This is a genomic window from Streptomyces sp. A2-16 (assembly GCF_018128905.1).
In the GTDB taxonomy this organism is placed as follows: Bacteria; Actinomycetota; Actinomycetes; order Streptomycetales; family Streptomycetaceae; genus Streptomyces.
Genome location: NZ_CP063808.1, coordinates 7,685,258 through 7,703,606 on the forward strand (window position 1 = coordinate 7,685,258; position 18,349 = coordinate 7,703,606).

The 18,349-nt window shown below is 69.2% G+C and carries 15 protein-coding genes; 10 read left to right on the plus strand and 5 right to left on the minus strand.

The genetic code is table 11. The features are described from left to right. Positions 1-110: 110 nt before the first annotated feature. Positions 111-935 carry a hypothetical protein gene (locus tag IOD14_RS34575; RefSeq protein ID WP_212672376.1) on the minus strand — a complete coding sequence of 275 codons (825 nt, stop codon included), beginning with the start codon at positions 933-935 and terminating at the stop codon, positions 111-113. Positions 936-1,606: 671 nt separating this feature from the next. After that, positions 1,607-2,968, minus strand: a complete 1,362-nt coding sequence (gene glnA / locus IOD14_RS34580) for a type I glutamate--ammonia ligase (RefSeq protein WP_123988736.1) — start codon at positions 2,966-2,968, stop codon at positions 1,607-1,609. 339 nt (positions 2,969-3,307) lie between these two features. On the opposite strand from glnA, the gene IOD14_RS34585 reads away from it, so the two are divergent. The 3 genes from IOD14_RS34585 (at position 3,308) to IOD14_RS34595 (ending at position 6,665) form a co-directional block, all read left to right on the plus strand. Beyond that, a complete protein-coding gene (locus tag IOD14_RS34585; RefSeq protein WP_123988737.1) occupies positions 3,308-3,967 on the plus strand; it encodes a DUF3105 domain-containing protein in 660 nt (219 codons plus the stop codon). An 11-nt stretch (positions 3,968-3,978) separates the two neighbouring features. Continuing rightward, complete coding sequence (locus tag IOD14_RS34590; protein WP_212673452.1) at positions 3,979-4,578, plus strand: DUF305 domain-containing protein; 600 nt, start codon at positions 3,979-3,981, stop codon at positions 4,576-4,578. Between the two features lie 146 nt (positions 4,579-4,724). After that, a complete protein-coding gene (locus IOD14_RS34595) occupies positions 4,725-6,665 on the plus strand; it encodes a S53 family peptidase (RefSeq protein WP_212672377.1) in 1,941 nt (646 codons plus the stop codon). Positions 6,666-6,755: 90 nt separating this feature from the next. On the opposite strand, the gene IOD14_RS34600 is transcribed toward IOD14_RS34595, so the two are convergent. Beyond that, complete coding sequence (locus IOD14_RS34600; RefSeq protein ID WP_249126129.1) at positions 6,756-7,160, minus strand: hypothetical protein; 405 nt, start codon at positions 7,158-7,160, stop codon at positions 6,756-6,758. A 178-nt stretch (positions 7,161-7,338) separates the two neighbouring features. Between IOD14_RS34600 and IOD14_RS34605 the strand changes: the two genes are divergently transcribed. Next, positions 7,339-9,366: an NAD(+) synthase gene (locus IOD14_RS34605; protein ID WP_123992595.1), complete on the plus strand. Its 2,028-nt coding sequence runs from the start codon at positions 7,339-7,341 to the stop codon at positions 9,364-9,366. Between the two features lie 25 nt (positions 9,367-9,391). Here IOD14_RS34605 and IOD14_RS34610 read toward each other — a convergent pair whose 3' ends face one another. Together IOD14_RS34610 and panB are read right to left on the minus strand one after the other, a co-directional pair. Further along, positions 9,392-9,922, minus strand: a complete 531-nt coding sequence (locus IOD14_RS34610; protein ID WP_123988741.1) for a VOC family protein — start codon at positions 9,920-9,922, stop codon at positions 9,392-9,394. Positions 9,923-10,067: 145 nt separating this feature from the next. Further along, positions 10,068-10,934 carry a 3-methyl-2-oxobutanoate hydroxymethyltransferase gene (panB, locus tag IOD14_RS34615; RefSeq protein WP_123988742.1) on the minus strand — a complete coding sequence of 289 codons (867 nt, stop codon included), beginning with the start codon at positions 10,932-10,934 and terminating at the stop codon, positions 10,068-10,070. Between the two features lie 181 nt (positions 10,935-11,115). On the opposite strand from panB, the gene IOD14_RS34620 reads away from it, so the two are divergent. The 6 genes from IOD14_RS34620 to IOD14_RS34645 all read left to right on the plus strand — a co-directional run bounded on the left by IOD14_RS34620 (position 11,116) and on the right by IOD14_RS34645 (position 18,319). Then, a complete protein-coding gene (locus IOD14_RS34620) occupies positions 11,116-12,702 on the plus strand; it encodes an MFS transporter (protein WP_123988743.1) in 1,587 nt (528 codons plus the stop codon). Between the two features lie 428 nt (positions 12,703-13,130). Continuing rightward, positions 13,131-13,754 carry a TetR/AcrR family transcriptional regulator gene (locus IOD14_RS34625; protein WP_123988744.1) on the plus strand — a complete coding sequence of 208 codons (624 nt, stop codon included), beginning with the start codon at positions 13,131-13,133 and terminating at the stop codon, positions 13,752-13,754. Between the two features lie 223 nt (positions 13,755-13,977). Next, the gene (locus tag IOD14_RS34630) at positions 13,978-15,027 is read left to right on the plus strand and encodes an endonuclease/exonuclease/phosphatase family protein (protein ID WP_212672379.1); all 1,050 of its coding nucleotides are present in this window, start codon (positions 13,978-13,980) and stop codon (positions 15,025-15,027) included. A 92-nt stretch (positions 15,028-15,119) separates the two neighbouring features. Beyond that, on the plus strand, positions 15,120-16,340 hold the full coding sequence (locus IOD14_RS34635; RefSeq protein WP_212672380.1) for an MFS transporter: 1,221 nt from the start codon (positions 15,120-15,122) through the stop codon (positions 16,338-16,340). Positions 16,341-16,481: 141 nt separating this feature from the next. Further along, positions 16,482-17,507: an ATP-binding cassette domain-containing protein gene (locus IOD14_RS34640; RefSeq protein ID WP_123988747.1), complete on the plus strand. Its 1,026-nt coding sequence runs from the start codon at positions 16,482-16,484 to the stop codon at positions 17,505-17,507. Beyond that, entirely contained in the window at positions 17,504-18,319 is an 816-nt protein-coding gene (locus IOD14_RS34645; RefSeq protein WP_123988748.1) for an ABC transporter permease, read from the plus strand. Before IOD14_RS34640 ends, IOD14_RS34645 begins: the two co-directional genes overlap by 4 nt. Positions 18,320-18,349 lie beyond the last annotated feature (30 nt).

Genomic DNA, 18,349 nt, shown 5'->3' on the forward strand with positions numbered 1-18,349 from the left:
GTAGAGGTGCTGGTGCGCATCCCCGTCCGGCGTGGTTGATGTCAGACGTGGATGCCAGAACTCTTCGATCCGTAGGATCTGCGTACGCTCGGGCGCTGGACGACGCGGGGTCAAAGCAGGGGGTACCAAAGCGAGCTGGGGACCGCTGTAACAGTACCCTGATCGTGCGTCACGTCCCTGGCGGCGAAAAGAGGGCTCCTAGTCTGAGGGTCCGGTGGCGGTAGGTACCAGGCCCGATAGAAGTACCGAAAGACGCCAATGTTTGGGTTGGTAGCACTTGGGTGAGCGGTCACATTCCCAAGCGAAGTGGTCTCAACAGATTTCCCCGGTTCTTTAATGATACCGATCGCGACTTGCCCTCCCGGGGAATATCCACTCCCTATTAGAGTGAAGTCCGTGCTCAGCTGAGTGCGCACCTTCTCGTAGGAGAGGGAAAGGTTTAGCGGCTTCTTCCTGGCTTCGCGTAGCTCGGGATGCATGCCGCCGTATCCGTTGTGGGTGTCCCATGCCACTTCGAACTCGCGCCCAGCATCGTCTAGGAAGATGCCGCGAAACTTGGTCCCCTGATTTGTGGGGGCGCTGGTCACTGTCTGGATCTCGGAGGGTAGCTCGACGCCCCTCTCTTCAAAGAACGAGCGGCCACCTTTGCGTGCTTCCCGCATCAGGCCCTCATCGTCGCGCAGCCGATCAAGCAAAGCCAGGAGTTTCTCGTTACGACCAAGCGATAGCAGGATGTTGTGAATCCTCAACTCATTGTTGAGATTCCGGAGCTCATCCTGGATGCACTCAACGCGATGCGTGTGCTGACGGAGGTCATTTTCGAGCCTGTGGCGCTTTTCGTCCTGAGACGGCATCTGACTCACAGCCTTCCTGATGTCATTGACGTCTGGCGCGTCCCACCTGTGGTTGAGCGCGAAACGGGTCGCGTTGCGCATCTTTCTGCGGCGCGTGCGGAGGCTAACCCGCCGAAATCGGCGCTGTGCCGGGTTTCGTGACACCCGTGATCGAAACTTGCACACCATGCGACCGTTAACGGACCCAATCCCTCGAACTCCTCTCCCAATAGTGACTCCAATTGGGTTCTTCTGCCACTCCGCTGCGCTCCCCTTGCTTTCGGCAAGGCACTGGCGGGTCAAATGAGGTCTGCGGAGCGGCATTGGGCTGGAGCTGTTTTGGGGCGAGTGATCACGGCCCCGTAAGCTTCCGGCGAGTTGGGCAGTCTGTGAACCTGCCCGGGAAAGCACGACGTTGGGACCATGACCTTAGAGGCTCGCGCCAAAGTGGCTGCCCCCAGCGGTGGAGCCGACCGCCCCAGCCACAGAGGGTGCCTCCCCCTTCATTCCAGCGGTCGCCGGGCGCGGTGGCCGGGGCGGAGGCAGGAGGCAGGCCGCGCCGCAGAGGCGGCGCGCGCCTGCGCCGTGTGCGGGCCTTGATCGATGCAGCGAAAGTTCACCGCTGCAGGCGTGCGCAGTGAGTCGCACAGCCCATTGAGGACCCTTCCGACGGCCCACAGGCGGCCCAAAGCCCTGAAAGCGCAGTGGGGCTGACGGTCAGTCACCGTCAACCCCACTCGTTATGTCGAAAGAAAACTAGCCCTGACCAGGGCCTACAGAACCGGCAGGTTCTTCCGCAGCTCGAAGGCCGTGACCTCGCTGCGGTACTCCTCCCACTCCTGGCGCTTGTTGCGCAGGAAGAAGTCGAAGACGTGCTCGCCCAGGGTCTCGGCGACCAGGTCGCTGCGTTCCATCAGGGTGAGGGCCTCGCCCAGGTTCTGGGGCAGGGGCTCGATGCCCATGGCGCGGCGCTCGGAGTTGGACAGGGCCCAGACGTCGTCCTCGGCGCCCGGAGGGAGCTCGTAGCCCTCCTCGATGCCCTTGAGGCCGGCGGCCAGGAGGAGGGCGTAGGCGAGGTACGGGTTGGCGCCGGAGTCGAGGGAGCGGACCTCGATGCGGGCCGAGCCGGTCTTGCCGGGCTTGTACATCGGGACGCGGACCAGGGCGGAGCGGTTGTTGTGGCCCCAGCAGATGTAGGAGGGGGCCTCGCCGCCGGCGCCGGCGGTGCGCTCGGAGCCGCCCCAGATGCGCTTGTAGGAGTTGACCCACTGGTTCGTCACGGCGGCGATCTCCGCCGCGTGCTTCAGCAGGCCCGCGATGAAGGAACGGCCGACCTTGGAGAGCTGGTACTCGGCGCCCGACTCGTAGAACGCGTTCCGGTCGCCCTCGAAGAGGGACAGGTGGGTGTGCATGCCAGAGCCCGGGTGCTCCGAGAACGGCTTCGGCATGAACGTCGCCTGGACACCCTGCTCGAGCGCCACCTGCTTCATGACCAGGCGGAACGTCATGATGTTGTCGGCCGTGGAGAGCGCGTCGGCGTAGCGCAGGTCGATCTCCTGCTGGCCGGGGGCGCCCTCGTGGTGGGAGAACTCGACCGAGATGCCCATCGACTCCAGCATGGTGATCGCCTGGCGGCGGAAGTCCATGCCGATGTTCTGCGGGGTGTGGTCGAAGTATCCGGAGTTGTCGGCCGGGGTCGGGCGCGAGCCGTCCAGCGGGCGGTCCTTCAGGAGGAAGAACTCGATCTCCGGGTGGGTGTAGAAGGTGAAGCCCAGGTCGGAGGTGCGGGCCAGGGCGCGCTTGAGGACGTAGCGCGGGTCCGCGAAGGACGGGCTGCCGTCCGGCATGAGGATGTCGCAGAACATCCGGGCCGTGCCGGGGGCCTCGGCGCGCCAGGGCAGGACCTGGAAGGTCGAGGGGTCCGGCTTGGCGATCATGTCGGATTCGTATACGCGGGCGAAGCCCTCGATCGCGGAGCCGTCGAAACCGATGCCCTCGTCGAAGGCCTGCTCCAGCTCCGCCGGGGCCACGGCCACGGACTTGAGGAAGCCCAGTACGTCCGTGAACCACAGACGTACGAACCGGATGTCGCGTTCCTCCAAGGTCCGGAGCACGAACTCCTGCTGCTTGTCCATCTTCGACTTCCCCATCCTTGCTGGTCAGGCCGCCTGTCTCCGTGTCCCGCAGGAGGCGGTCGGGCACCTGAGCATCACACCACAACAGCGTTTCGTGCGCGTTGCCGACCTTGATCGTCCCGGCGGCCCGGGAGTGAACGCCTCACGTCCGGCGGATGTACTGCTCCGACGCCCATCTTGCCTGCTCGGACTGACATACGTAATGCCCGGCCCTCCCCGTCTCACCACAGGGCCCCGGTTTCCCCAGGGGTCCCTACGAGAAGTCACCCTGCCCCACTACGATCAGCGGACCGATCGTCACCGTCCGAGCCGCCCCTTTCCCCCAGAAGGACACACCCCATGGGTTCCGCCAAGAAGAGCAATGTCGCCGCACGCAAGGCGCGCATAGAGGAGATGCGGCGCGCCGAGCAGGCCAGAGAGCGCCGCAACCGGATCCTCACCATCGCCGCCAGTGTGGTCGTCGTGGCCGGACTGGTCGCAGGCTCCATCGCGCTGGTGAAGTCGCAGTCCGACGACAGCACGGCGGCCGACGGCAAGGGCAAGGGGCACTTCGTCACGGGCTCGGACGGCGTGAAGACCTGGAAGGGCACGCTGGGCCGCACCCATGTCGCCAAGACCGTGAACTACCCGATGGAGCCCCCGGTCGGCGGCGACCACAACCAGGTGTGGATGAACTGCAACGGCGACGTCTACACCAAGGCGCTGAACAACATGAACGCCGTGCACTCGCTGGAGCACGGCGCGGTCTGGGTGACGTACACGAGCAAGGCCGAGAAGGCCGACGTGGACGCGCTCGCGGCGAAGGTGAAGAAGACGCCGTACACGCTGATGAGCCCGGACGACAAGCAGAAGGATCCGATCATGCTGTCGGCGTGGGGCCACCAGCGGACGGTGACGGGCGCCGACGACCCGAACGTCGACAAGTTCTTCGAGAAGTTCGTGCAGGGCGAGCAGACGCCCGAGCCGGGCGCGGCGTGCACGGGTGGTCTGTCGCAGTGAGGTTCGCGGGAGTGGCCGTGGCCGTGGCGGGTGTGCTCGTCGCGGCCGGCGCGATCACCTACGCCGTGGCCGAGGACGGCGGTGCGGGCGACACCCCGTCCGCGCAGTCCGCGGACGCCGGGTTCGCGCGCGACATGGCCGTGCACCACCAGCAGGCCGTCGAGATGTCGTACATCGTGCGCGACCGGACCAAGGACGTCGAGGTGCGGCGGCTCGCCTACGACATCGCGCAGACGCAGGCCAACCAGCGCGGCATGCTGCTGGGGTGGCTGGATCTGTGGGGGCTGCCGAAGGTGTCGGCGGATCCGCCGATGACGTGGATGGACATGGGTGACATGCCCTCGGCGGGCGAGGGTTCGCTGATGCCGGGCATGGCGACCAACAGCGAGATGAAGAAGCTGGGCACGCTCAACGGCAAGCAGGCCGAGATCTTCTATCTCCAGTTGATGACGGACCATCACCAGGGCGGAATCCACATGGCGAAGGGTTGTGTGGAGAAGTGCGAGGTGGGGGTGGAGAAGCGGCTCGCGCAGGGAATGGTGGACGCGCAGCAGTCGGAGATCGACCTGATGGCGGGGATGTTGAAGGAGCGGGGCGCAAAGGCGCGATGATAGAGGGTTAACCCTCTAACCAGCCTTTTTCATTAGGTTAATTGGGCTCTTCTTGGCATGCGCATTCCCCTGGCATGAACCGTTCGTCGCAAGAGTGGCCACACCGTCGAGTGATCACTCGCGACGAACCGCATCCAGGGGGTTCCATGAGATCCAACCGCGCCAAACTTCGCGCCGGAGTGAGCATGGCGGCGACGCTGCCGATGCTCGCGGGCGCGCTGGCGCTCGGTATACCCGCGGCCCACGCCGCGGACAGCCCGAACCGTGACACGCTGGCCGGGACCAAGCCCGCGTGGGCCACCGCCAAGGCCGACAAGGGCGCGACCTCGGACAGTTCCCAGGTCTCCGCCCGGGTCTACCTCGCCGGCAAGGACGCCCAGGGCCTCGCCGCGTACGCGAAGTCGGTGTCCGACCCCAGCTCGGCGTCGTACGGCAAGTACCTGAGCTCGAAGCAGGCGCAGGCCCGCTTCGGCGCGACCAAGGCACAGGTCGCCGCGGTGAAGTCCTGGCTGGAGTCGGCGGGCCTGAAGGTCACCGGCGTCTCGCAGCACTACGTCTCCGTCACCGGTGACGTGGCCGCCGCCGAGAAGGCCTTCGGGACCCAGCTGCACAACTACACCAAGGGTTCGAAGACCTACCGCGCCCCGGCCAAGGCCGCTTCCGCGCCGGCCGGTCTCGACGGCGCCGTCCTGACCGTCACCGGCCTGGACAACGCGCCGCACAAGGCCAGCAGCAAGGACCAACTGCCCCCGCCGGACGCCGTGTTCAAGAACGCCGGGCCGTTCTCCTCGTACTACGGCTCGAACACCGCGAGCACGCTGCCCGACGCCTACGGCTCGAAGATCCCGTACGCGATCAAGGGCTACACGGGCAAGCAGCTGCGCGCCGCCTACGGCGCGGGCACCTACACCGGCAAGGGGGTGCGGGTCGCCATCACCGACGCGTACGCCTCCCCGACCATCGCCTTCGACGCGGCCACCTACGCGAAGAAGAACGGTGACGCCGCGTACACCACCGGGCAGCTCAAGCAGGTCCTGCCCAAGAACTACACGAAGACCGACGAGTGCGGGGCGGCCGGCTGGTACGGCGAGGAGACCCTCGACGTCGAGGCCGTGCACGCGGTGGCGCCGGACGCGAACATCACGTACGTGGGTGCCGCGTCCTGCTACGACGACGATCTGCTCGACTCGCTCAGCAAGGTCGTCGACAACCACCTGGCCGACATCGTCTCCAACTCCTGGGGCGACATCGAGGCCAACCAGACGCCGGACCTCGCGGCCGCCTACGACCAGGTCTTCCAGTTCGGCGCGGTCGAGGGCATCGGCTTCTACTTCTCCTCCGGCGACAACGGCGACGAGGTCGCCAACACCGGCACGAAGCAGGTCGACACCCCGGCCAACTCGGCGTGGGTGACGGCGGTCGGCGGTACCTCGCTGGCCGTCGGCAAGGGCGACAAGTACCTGTGGGAGACCGGCTGGGGCACCGAGAAGGCCGTGCTGTCCGCGGACGGCAAGAGCTGGACCAACTTCCCCGGCGCGTTCACCTCCGGCGCGGGCGGCGGCACCAGCAAGACGGTCGCCGAGCCCTTCTACCAGAAGGGTGTCGTCCCGAACGCGCTCGCCACGGCCAACAACGCCGCCGGCAACCGCGTGGTCCCGGACATCTCCGCGATCGCCGACCCGAACACCGGTTTCCTGGTGGGCCAGACGCAGACCTTCCCCGACGGCTCGCAGCAGTACAGCGAGTACCGCATCGGCGGCACCTCGCTGGCCTCGCCGGTGATCGCGGCCGTGCAGGCGCTGGCGCAGCAGGCGGGCGGCGGCAAGGCGCTCGGGTTCGCCAACCCGTCGATCTACGCCAAGTACGGGTCGAAGGCCTTCCACGACGTCACGGACAACCCGACGGGCTCCGGCCTCGCGGTGGCCCGCGTCGACTTCGTGAACGGCTATGACGCCTCGGGCGGCGTGACCACGTCCGTCCGCTCCCTCGGCAAGGACAGCTCGCTGTCCGCCGTGAAGGGCTACGACGACGTCACCGGCGTGGGCACGCCCGCGAACGGCTACGTCCAGTCGTTCACCCGGCGCTGACCCGGACGCACGTCCACAGGGCCCGGTCCCGAGAACCTTCGGGGCCGGGCCCTCGCGCATGTGCCGGGCCCTCGCGCATGTCCCGCCGGGCTACCTCGCCGGTGTGCGGTCCGCCCTCGCGCGGCGGACGGTCAGCACCTGGATCACGAGACCCGCGCCCAGCAGGAGCAGTCCGGCGACGAGGAACGGGACCGGCATGTACGCGTCGGTGCAGGTCTGTCCGCCCGCCACCGCGTGGCACACCTCTCCGGGGCCGCCACGGTTCAGGTACGCGAGGTAGAACAGCGGCGCGGCCAGCCCCGAGACGCCGCCGACGACAGCGCGTCCGGGTCCGGCGCGGAGCAGGAACACCGCGGCCACCGCGGCGAGGACGAGCAGGGCGACCCCCACCGTCAGGATCGCCGCGAGACCGGTGCCGGCGCACGCTCCCACCAGAACCCAGGCCAGGAACCAGCCCCATCCCGCCGCACGACCGTCCTCGCTCATGTCTCTCATGCCACTCATTGAAGGCAAGGTCATGACAATCCGGCAATGGGCATCGGCGGACCATTGCCCGGCCATCACCAGGACATGACCGTGGGACCGGGCACGACCGAGGGCGGACGGTCCGGCGATGCGCGGGCCCCCACCCCGATCGCGTCGCTTTGACGATTACACTGATCGTGTGCCTGCCTTGAACTTCTGGTCCATCTATCAGCACGGGTTCGCACGCGTCGCCGCGTGTACGGGTCACACCGTCATCGCGGACCCGCCCGCCAACGCCGAAGCGGTGCTGCGGCACGCGCGCCGGTGCTCCGAGGAAGGGGTCGCGGTCGCCGTCTTCCCCGAGCTGGGCCTGTGCGGCTACTCCATCGAGGACCTGCTGCTCCAGGACGCGCTGCTCGACGAGGTCGAGACGGCGCTCGGGGAGGTCGTGGCCGGGTCGGCCGAGCTGCTGCCGGTGCTGGTGGTCGGCGCTCCCCTGCGGCACCGCAACCGGGTCTACAACTGCGCGGTGATCGTGCACCGCGGCCGGGTCCTCGGGGTCGTACCGAAGTCGTACCCGCCGAACTACCGCGAGTTCTACGAGCGTCGGCAGATCGGCGACGGCGCCGACGAGCGCGGCGGGACGATCCGGGTCGGCGGCGCGAGCGTGCCGTTCGGTGTGGACCTGCTGTTCGAGGCGGCCGACGTCCCCGGTCTCGTGCTGCACGCGGAGATCTGCGAGGACATGTGGGTGCCGGTGCCGCCCAGCGCGGAGGCCGCCCTCGCCGGTGCGACCGTCCTGGTCAACCTCTCCGGCAGCCCGATCACCGTCGGGCGGGCCGAGGACCGCAAGCTGCTGTGCCGCTCGGCGTCCTCGCGCTGCCTCGCCGCGTACGTCTACGCGGCGGCCGGACTCGGCGAGTCGACGACCGACCTGTCCTGGGACGGCCAGGCGATGGTCTACGAGAACGGCGCGCTGCTGGCCGAGACGGACCGTTTCCCGCAGGGCGACGAGTACGCCGTGGCCGACGTGGACCTGGACCTGCTGCGGCAGGAGCGGATGCGGATGGGCACGTTCGACGAGAACCGGCGTACCCACCGGACGCGCACCGGTGACTTCCGCACGGTGCCGTTCGAGCTCGACCCGCCGTCCGGCGACCTGGGTCTGAGGCGCCGTCTGGAGCGCTTCCCGTTCGTGCCGGCCGACGCCGACCGGCTGGCCCAGGACTGCTACGAGGCCTACAACATCCAGGTCGCCGGCCTCCAGCAGCGGCTCTCGGCGATCGGCGGCCCGAAGGTGGTCATCGGGGTGTCCGGCGGCCTCGACTCCACGCACGCACTGATCGTCGCCGCGCGCGCGATGGACCGGGCCGGGCGTCCGCGCAGCGACATCCTCGCCTGGACGCTGCCCGGCTTCGCCACGAGCGACCACACCAAGGACAACGCCCACCGGCTGATGCGGTCCCTCGGTGTCACCGCGGCCGAGCTGGACATCACGCCGACCGCGCGGCTGATGCTGCAGGAGATGGGCCATCCCTTCGCCTCCGGCGAGCCGGTGTACGACGTCACCTTCGAGAACGTCCAGGCGGGACTGCGCACCGACTACCTGTTCCGGCTGGCCAACCAGCGCGGTGGCATCGTGCTCGGCACCGGTGACCTCTCGGAGCTGGCGCTGGGCTGGTCCACGTACGGCGTCGGCGACCAGATGAGCCACTACAACGTCAACTCGGGCGTGCCGAAGACGCTGATCCAGCATCTGATCCGCTGGGTCATCAGCAGCGGGCAGTTCGACGAGGAGACCGGTGCCGTCCTCGCCGCGATCCTCGACACCGAGATCAGCCCGGAGCTGGTGCCGGGCGAGGAGATGCAGTCCACCGAGTCGAAGATCGGGCCGTACGCGCTGCACGACTTCACGCTCTTCCATGTGCTGCGCTACGGCTTCCGGCCTTCGAAGATCGCCTTCCTGGCCTGGCACGCCTGGCACGACGTCGACGCCGGTGCCTGGCCTCCGGGCTTCCCCGAGGCCAAGCGCGGCACGTACGACCTGCCCGAGATCCGGCGGTGGCTGGAGGTGTTCTGCAAGCGCTTCTTCGCGTTCGCCCAGTTCAAGCGGTCGGCGATGCCCAACGGGCCGAAGGTCTCGGCGGGCGGTTCGCTGTCGCCCCGCGGTGACTGGCGGGCACCGTCGGACGGTTCGGCAAAGGCGTGGTTGCGCGATCTGGAGCGGTTCGACTAGGCCCCGTGGGAGCGGGTGCGGGTGGTCAGCCGTCCGTCCTGACCGGTGCGCTGCTGCGCCCGCTCCGTCCCGTCATCTCCGCGTCGAACGTCTCCTGCGCCACCCGCATCGCCTCCGCGTGGACGGGCATGCCGAGCCGCTTCCACATCTCCTCCTCGGGGACGTCCTCGACGTGGGCGACGACCCACCAGATGGTGCCGAAGGGGTCCCTGATCCGGCCGCCGCGCTGGCCGAAGGCGCTGTCCGACAGGGGCGTGACCACCCGGGCGCCCGCCTTGAGGGCCTTGGCGAACGTGTCGTCCGCGTCCTCGACGAACACCCGCAGCAGGCTGGGCATGACCGGCCAGTCGGGGCTCCGGTCGAAGGCCAGGACGACCGTGTCGCCGATCCGGATCTCGCCGTGCCCGATCGCGCCGGACTCGGTGGCGACCCTGGCGAGCTCCACTCCCCCGAACACCTCGGTGACGAAGTCGAGGAATGCCCCGGTGTCGTCGGTGACCACCCAGGGAGCGACGGAGGTGTAGCCCTCGGGTGCGGCGCTGGTCTGCTCGGACATGTCGGCTCCTTCGCCCTGTGTCGGCTGTCAGGACGACGCTAGGCCTCCAATAGGTCTGTTCCTGTCCTGGACACAGAGCGCCCCGCCGACGGGGGAAGATCGGCGGGGCGTTTGGTGCCACTGTGGCTCTGACGGGCCGGAGGCCCTAGTGGACGGAGTGCTCGTCCAGCGGGAAGGTGCCGCCGACGACGTCCTCCGCGAATGCCTTCACCGCGCCGGTCATGACCTCGCGCAGGTTGGCGTACTGCTTGACGAACTTCGGGACCCGCCCGCCGGTGAGGCCGAGCATGTCGGTCCAGACGAGGACCTGCGCGTCGGTCTCGGGACCGGCGCCGATGCCGACCGTAGGGATGTGCAGGACCCGGGTGACCTCGGCCGCGAGCTCCGCCGGAACCAGCTCCAGCACGACGGCGAACGCGCCCGCGTCCTGGACGGCCTTGGCGTCGCGCAGCAGCTGCTGGGCCGCCTCCTCGCCGCGGCCCTGGACGCGGTAGCCCATGGCGTTGACGGACTGCGGGGTCAGACCGATGTGGGCCATGACCGGGATGCCGGACTCCACCAGGAGACGGATCTGCTCGTGGGAGCGCTCGCCGCCCTCCAGCTTCACGGCGCCGACGCCCGCCTCCTTGACCAGCCGGGTCGCCGAGCGCAGCGCCTGCACCGGGCCCTCCTGGTAGGAGCCGAAGGGCAGGTCGCCGACGATCAGGGCGCGCGAGGTGCCCCGTACGACGGCCGCCGACAGCATGGTCATCTCGTCCATGGTGACGGGCACGGTGGTCTCGTAGCCGAGATGGCAGTTGCCCGCCGAGTCGCCGACGAGCATGACCGGGATGCCCGCCTCGTCGAAGACGGACGCGGTCGTGGCGTCGTAGGCGGTGAGCATGGGCCACTTCTCGCCGCGTTCCTTGGCGAGGGCGATGTCCCGGACAGTGATGCGGCGCGTGCCCTTTCCTCCGTACAGCGCCTTGCTGCCGTCGGAGGACTTGTTGTGGGCAGCCGAAAGCTGCGTCATTGCAACGGCTCCTTACGTCATCTCGAGGCGCCCTCACGGCGTCCCCGGATCACCTCCATGGTGGCACCTCGTGCCAGTCAGGGCCAGGGGTGGTCGGTGTGACCGTTCCGGCACGTAAGGTCTCGGTAAAGACTTACGATACGAGACGGTGCCGTATCGTAATGCCGCTACTCTCGGACGCATGACTACCGCCGTCCCTGAATCCCGGGTATCGGAAACCGTGCACCGGCGCCGCTGGGCGATCCTCGGTGTACTGATGCTGAGCCTGCTGATCGTGGTGCTCGACAACTCGATCCTGAACGTCGCGATCAAGACGATCTCGACTCCCGCGCCGACCGGCCTGGGGGCCACGCAGAGCGAGCTGGAGTGGGCGATCAACGCCTACACCCTGGTCTTCGCGGGCCTCCTGTTCACCGCGGGTTTGCTCGGCGACCGGCTCGGCCGCAAGAAGGTGCTGCTGGGCGGCCTGGTCGTGTTCGGCGCCGGTTCCGCCCTCGCCGCGTTCTCCGGCTCACCGGTCCAGCTGATCGCCTTCCGCGCGCTGATGGGGCTGGGCGCGGCGTTCGTCATGCCGGCCACCCTCGCCGTCCTGATGAACGTCTTCGAGCGCGAGGAGCAGCCCAAGGCCATCGGCATCTGGGCGGGTGGCGTCGGACTCGCCATCGCCATCGGGCCGATCACCGGCGGTGTGCTCCTGGACCACTTCTGGTGGGGCTCGGTCTTCCTCATCAACGTGCCGATCGTGGTGCTCGCCCTCGGGCTGATGCTGTGGCTGGTGCCGGACTCCCGCGACCCGAAGCCCGGCCGGCTCGACCCCGTCGGTGTCGTGCTGTCCGTCATCGGCCTGGTGCTGCTCGTCTACGGCATCATCAAGGGCGGCCAGCTCGCCGACTTCACCGACGCGACCGTACTGGCCACCATCGGTGCCGGTCTCGCCGTGCTCGTCGCCTTCGTGGTGTTCGAGAAGCGCAGCGACCACCCGTCGATCGATGTCACCTACTTCAAGAACAAGGTGTTCTCGGCCGCGATCGGCGCCATAGGGCTGGTGTTCTTCGCGCTGATGGGCGTGACCTTCTTCTCGGTCTTCTACACCCAGAGCGTGCGGGGCTACTCGCCGCTGCAGACCGGTCTGCTGATGCTGCCGCTGGCCGCCGCGCAGCTGATCTTCGCGCCGCGCGCCCGGCTGGTCGTGGACCGCTTCGGCAACCGGGCGACGACGACCGGCGGGATGCTGCTGATCGCCGCGATGCTGTGCGCGTTCGCCGCGCTGGAGGCGGACACGCCGATCTGGCTCCTGGAGGTGATCTTCTTCCTCATGGGCACCGGCATGGCGCACATCATGACGCCGACCAGTGTCGTCATCATGCAGGCCCTGCCGCGCGAGAAGGCCGGCTCCGCGTCCGCGCTCAGCAACACCTTCCGGCAGGTCGGCGGCGCGCTCGGCATCGCCGTCCTCGGCTCGGTGCTCTCCACGGCCTACCGCAGCGGCATCGAGTCCCATCTCGGAACGGTCCCGGCCGGCGTACGGCACACCGCGGGCGAGTCCATCGAGGCCACGCTCGGTGTCGCCGCGAAGCTCGGGCCCCGGGGTGACGCCCTGGTCGGTCCGGCCAACGACGCCTTCCTGCACGCGATGCACGTCACCGCGCTGTGGGGAGCGGGCGTGGCCCTGATCGGCGCCCTCGTGGTGGCCCTGTACCTCCCGGGCCGCCCGACAGAGCCTCAGCCGGGCCAGGAGGAAAAGGAGTTGGTCCCCGCGAGCGAGTGAACCACCGGCGGCGGGCCGGAGCCCAAGGAGCAGCGGCACCGACGGGAGACCGGAGCCGCAGGGCCGGGCCGGAGACCGAGGAGGCCGATACCCATGGCGCCTGGTGAATGCCGAAGCCCCGAACCCGTCCGCACCGGGCGGGAATCGAGGCCGACAGGCCGACAGGCGATGGGCGGCAGGCGATGGGCGGAGGCCACCAGCGGCCGAGGCACTGGCACCGGCACCGATTGCGAGCCGAAGGCATCCGCGGGCGCCGGACGCCCCCCGGCACCCGGCGCCCGCCCGCGCAGGGCCCTCGGCCAGGCGACCGAGGCGGTGACCGGCGTGGCGGAGGGTCCGTCCCGGCCCCGGCGGTGGCCGGACCCCGCCCGTCCGTACCGCCGTGGAGCAGGGAGAATCAGCTCATCCCACAGAGAGGACCCAGCGACGTGAGCGGCCTCGCCGAGAGTCAGTCCAGGCAGACGGGGTCCGTACGGGGCCGGCCCCGCAGCGAGGCCGTGGAGCGGTCCATCATCGAGGCCGTCATCAAGCTGCTGGAGGACGGCGTGCCGCTGGCGGAGCTGTCCATCGAGCGCATCGCGCGTACCGCCGGCGTCGGCAAGGCCACCATCTACCGTCGCTGGAACGGCAAGGAGGAGCTCTTCGTCGACGTCGTGCGCACCGCCGAGCCCCCGGACCCCGAACTCCCCGGCACCTCGATGCGCGACGATCTCGTGGCACTGCTCGAGCAGTTGCGGCAGCGCGGGCTGATGACCCGCTCCTCGGCCCTGCTGCACAGCGTGTTCGCGCAGATGAAGAGCAGCCCGCGGGTCTGGGACGCCTACCACGCGATCGTCGTCGCGCCCCGGCGCCGCAAGCAGGTCGCCATCCTGCGCCGGGGACAGGCCAACGGCGAACTCCGCACCGACATCGACGTCGAACTCGTCAACGACCTGTTCGTCGGCCCCATGCTCCTGCGCACCATCATGCAGCCCGACGCCGCCCTGCCCGAGGGCCTGTCCGAACAGATCGTCGACACCGTCCTCGAAGGCCTACGCCCCGTCAGTTCCTAGCGCCTGTCCGGACCCCGCGGCCCTGGTGTGCGCGTTTCGTCACAGAGGGCGCTTTCCGCGGCGCGACGGGGAACCCGGGAAGGCGACTTGTACGTCATCGCCCCCGTACGGTCGTCATGGGACGACGAGATGAAAGCCGATCATCCCCTAGGGTCTTATGGGGTGTCCGACACCCCACGGCAACGGGGTGAACGGTGTGCACGGCAGGTAGTGAGGCGACGGTATGGCGCAGCAGGCATACGTGACGGAAACGGCGGACGGCGGCTCGGGACCCGAGCGCCGGAGAGACCGGTTCCGGCGTCTGCTCGGCCGCCCGCTCTCCGGCTGGCGCGGTGACCGGCGGATCTGGCGCCGCGGCATCGTCCTGGCCGCCCTCGCCGTGATCGTCGCCCTGGTGATGCTGCTGCACGCGCAGATCCCGAACGCCATCGGCAACCTCGGCAGTCTCACCGAGACCTTCCTGCCGTGGCTGGGCCTGTTCGTCCCGGTGCTGCTCCTGCTCGGCTTCCTGCGCAGGTCGGCGACCGCGCTGATCGCGGTGCTGCTCCCGGCGGCCGTGTGGCTGAACCTCTTCGGCGGGCTGCTCTCCGACAAGAACGGCACCGGCGGCGACCTCACGGTGGCCACTCACAACGTCAACGCCGACAACGCCGACCCCTCCGGCACCGCCCGGGACGTGGCCGCCTCCGGCGCGGACGTGGTGGCCCTGGAGGAGCTGACCACGGCGGCCGTACCGGTGTACGAGAGGGCGCTGGCGTCGACGTACGAGCACCACGCGGTCGAGGGGACCGTCGGGCTGTGGAGCAAGTACCCGCTGACCGGGGTGAAGGCCGTCGACATCAAGCTGGGCTGGACGCGGGCGATGCGGGCCACGGTGGCCGCCCCGGACGGGCAGGTCGCGGTCTATGTCGCCCACCTGCCGTCCGTACGGGTGAAGATGGAGGCCGGGTTCACCGCCCGGCAGCGCGACAAGAGTGCCAACGCGCTGGGCGAGGCCATCGCCGACGAGAAGCTCCCCCGCAAGATCCTGCTCGGCGACCTCAACGGCACGATGAACGATCGCGCGCTCAACGCCGTCACCTCCCAGATGCGCTCCACGCAGGGCGCGGCCGGCAGCGGCTTCGGGTTCAGCTGGCCGGCGTCGTTCCCGATGGCGCGGATCGACCAGATCATGGTGCAGGGCGTGGAGCCGGTCAGCTCGTGGACGCTGCCCGAGACCGGCAGCGACCATCTGCCGGTGGCGGCCCGTGTGAACATCGCCACGTCCTCGTAACCCGTGGGAAGCCTGGGGCTGCGATTTTTGTTCCGTAACTGAACTTAAGCTGGTACGGAACTCCGCTCTCCCCTGAAAGGCTCGGCTCTCCCATGCCCTTGGCCCTGCTCGCACTGGCCGTCGGCGCTTTTGGTCTCGGCACCACGGAATTCGTGATGATGGGCCTGCTGCCCGACGTCGCCGACGACCTGAACATCTCGATCCCCACCGCCGGTCACCTGGTCTCGGCGTACGCGCTGGGCGTGGTGATCGGCGCTCCGCTGCTCGCCGCGGTCACCGCCCGGATGTCCCGCCGCAAGGTCCTCATCGGCCTGATGGGGCTGTTCGTGATCGGCAACGCGGCCTCCGCCTTCGCCCCCGGCGAGTACACGCTGCTCGCGGCCCGTTTCGTGAGCGGTCTGCCGCACGGCGCCTTCTTCGGCGTCGGCGCGGTCGTCGCCACCGGGATGGTGGCGCCGGAGCGCAAGGCCCGTTCGGTGTCCCTGATGTTCCTCGGCCTGACCCTCGCCAACATCGCGGGCGTGCCCGTGGCCACCCTGATGGGACAGCACTTCGGCTGGCGGGCGACCTTCCTCGGCGTCAGCGCGATCGGCCTGGCGGCGATAGCCTCCCTGGCGCTCCTCATCCCGCACGACCACGCGCACGCCCCCGCCGTGGGCCTGCGCCGCGAACTGGTCGCGCTGAAGTCGGTGCCCGTCTGGCTGGCGCTCGGCACGACGGTGGCCGGCTTCGGCGCGCTGTTCGCCGCGTACAGCTACATCACGCCGATGCTCACGGACGCCGCCGGCTACACCGACTCCGACGTGACGCTGCTGCTCGCGCTGTTCGGCGTGGGCGCGACCGTGGGCAACCTGCTCGGCGGACGGCTCGCCGACCACTCGCTGCGCGGCACGCTGTTCGGCGGTCTGACCTCGCTGGTCGCGGTCCTGGCGCTGTTCCCGGTGCTGATGTCCGCGCAGTGGAGCGCGGCCGTGGCGGTGGTGCTGCTGGGCACGGCGGCCTTCGTCACCGGGTCCCCGCTCCAGCTGATGGTCATGGAGAAGGCGTCGGCCGCTCCCTCCCTGGCCTCCTCCGCCAACCAGGCCGCCTTCAACCTGGCCAACGCCGGCGGCGCCTGGATCGGCGGCCTCGCCCTGGCCGCGGGCCTCGGCGTGACGTCCCCGGCGCTGACGGGCGCGGCCCTGGCGGTGCTCGGCCTCGGGGTCGCCGCGGTGGCCGCGGTCGTGGACCGCCGACGCGCTGACGTCCCCACCGGCCGGGAGCGCGTGGTCGCGACCCATCTGCCGGAGCAGGCGGAAGCCGTCCGGTACTGAGCAGTCGTACGACGAGGAGGGCGCCCGGTGCACACCGGGCGCCCTCCTCTTTCTGGTCTCTTTCCGGTCTGTCGGCGGGCTGCAGGTCGCTGTCGGTGGACTGTCGGTGGTTTGTCGGCGGGGGCTGACACCGTTCTCGGCATGACGCGAATCGACAAGAACCCCAAGAGCGGGGACACGGCCGTTTCCGTGCGGGGGCTGGTCAAGCACTACGGCGAGACCAAGGCGCTGGACGGCGTCGACCTGGACGTGCGCGAGGGCACCGTGATGGGTGTGCTCGGGCCGAACGGCGCCGGCAAGACCACCCTCGTACGCATTCTCTCCACCCTCCTCTCCCCCGACGCCGGAGCGGCGACCGTCGCCGGTTACGACGTCGTACGGCAGCCCCGGCAGCTGCGGCGGGTGATCGGGCTCACCGGGCAGTACGCCTCGGTGGACGAGAAGCTGCCCGGCTGGGAGAACCTGTACATGATCGGGCGACTGCTCGACCTGCCCCGCAAGGAGGCCCGCACCCGGGCCGACGAGCTGCTGGAGCGGTTCTCGCTGACGGATGCCGCGAAGCGGCCCGCGAGCACCTACTCCGGCGGTATGCGGCGCCGGCTCGACCTCGCCGCCTCGATGATCGGGCGCCCCCAGGTGCTCTTCCTCGACGAGCCCACCACCGGTCTCGACCCGCGCACCCGCAACGAGGTGTGGGACGAGGTCAAGCGGATGGTCGGGGACGGCGTGACCGTCCTGCTGACCACCCAGTACATGGAGGAGGCCGAGCAGCTCGCCTCCGAGCTGACCGTGGTGGACCACGGCAAGGTCATCGCCGACGGCGCCATCGAGGAGCTCAAGGCGAAGGTCGGCGGACGCTCGCTGCGGGTGCGGCCCGTCGATCCGCTGCAGCTTCAGCCGCTCGCCGGATGGATCGACGAACTCGGCATCACGGGCCTCGCCACCAGCACGGTGGACACCGAGAGCGGCACGGTCATCGTCCCGATCCTCAGCGACGAGCAGCTGACCGCCGTGGTCGGCGCGGTCACCGCGCGCGGGGTCACCCTCTCCTCCATCACCACCGAACTGCCCAGCCTGGACGAGGTGTTCCTGTCGCTCACCGGCCACCGTGCCAGTGCCCCGCAGGACACCGTCCCCACCGACACCCGCGAGGAGGTCGCCGTATGAGCGCCGCAACCGCCACCACGATCGACGCCGACGCCCGGATCCCGCTGCGCGGGCACCTGCGCCACACCGGCGCCCTCGTCCGCCGCAACCTGCTGTGGATCCGGCAGGACCCGGAGTCGATGTTCGACGCCATACTGATGCCGGTCGTCTTCACCCTGCTGTTCGTCTACGTCTTCGGCGGCTCGATCGGCCAGGCCCTGGGAGGCGGGCAGGACGGCTACGTCCAGTACGTCATCCCGGGCATGATCGCGATGATGAGCATGACCCTGTCCCAGGGCGTCGGCACCGGCTTCAGCCAGGACTTCAACTCCGGTGTCATGGACCGCTTCCGGTCCCTGCCCATCGGGCGCGGCTCGGTGCTCTTCGCGAAGATCTCCGTGGAACTGCTGCGGATGCTGTTCGCGACGACCGTGCTGATGATCGTCGCCGTGCTGGTCGGCTTCGACATCGACCACTGGGGCGGACTGTTCGCCGCCGTGGGCCTGTCCGCCGTGTTCGCCTCCTCGATCATGTGGGTGTTCCTCACCCTCGGCGTGGTCCTGAAGAACGCGCAGTCCGTGCAGGCGATGGGCTTCCTGGTGCTCTTCCCGCTCCAGTTCGGCTCGTCGATCTTCGCGCCGACCAACTCGATGCCGGGCTGGCTCCAGCACTTCACCGACTACAACCCGCTGTCCACGCTCGCCGACGCGGCCCGCGGGCTGATGGTGGGCGGCCCGGTCGCCCACGACCTGTGGGTCACGCTCGGCTGGTCGGCGGCGATCACCGCGGTCGCGGCACCGTACGCCATCCACAAGTTCCGTACGAAGAACTGACCGGCCCGGACGCCCGGACTTCGGTGCGCG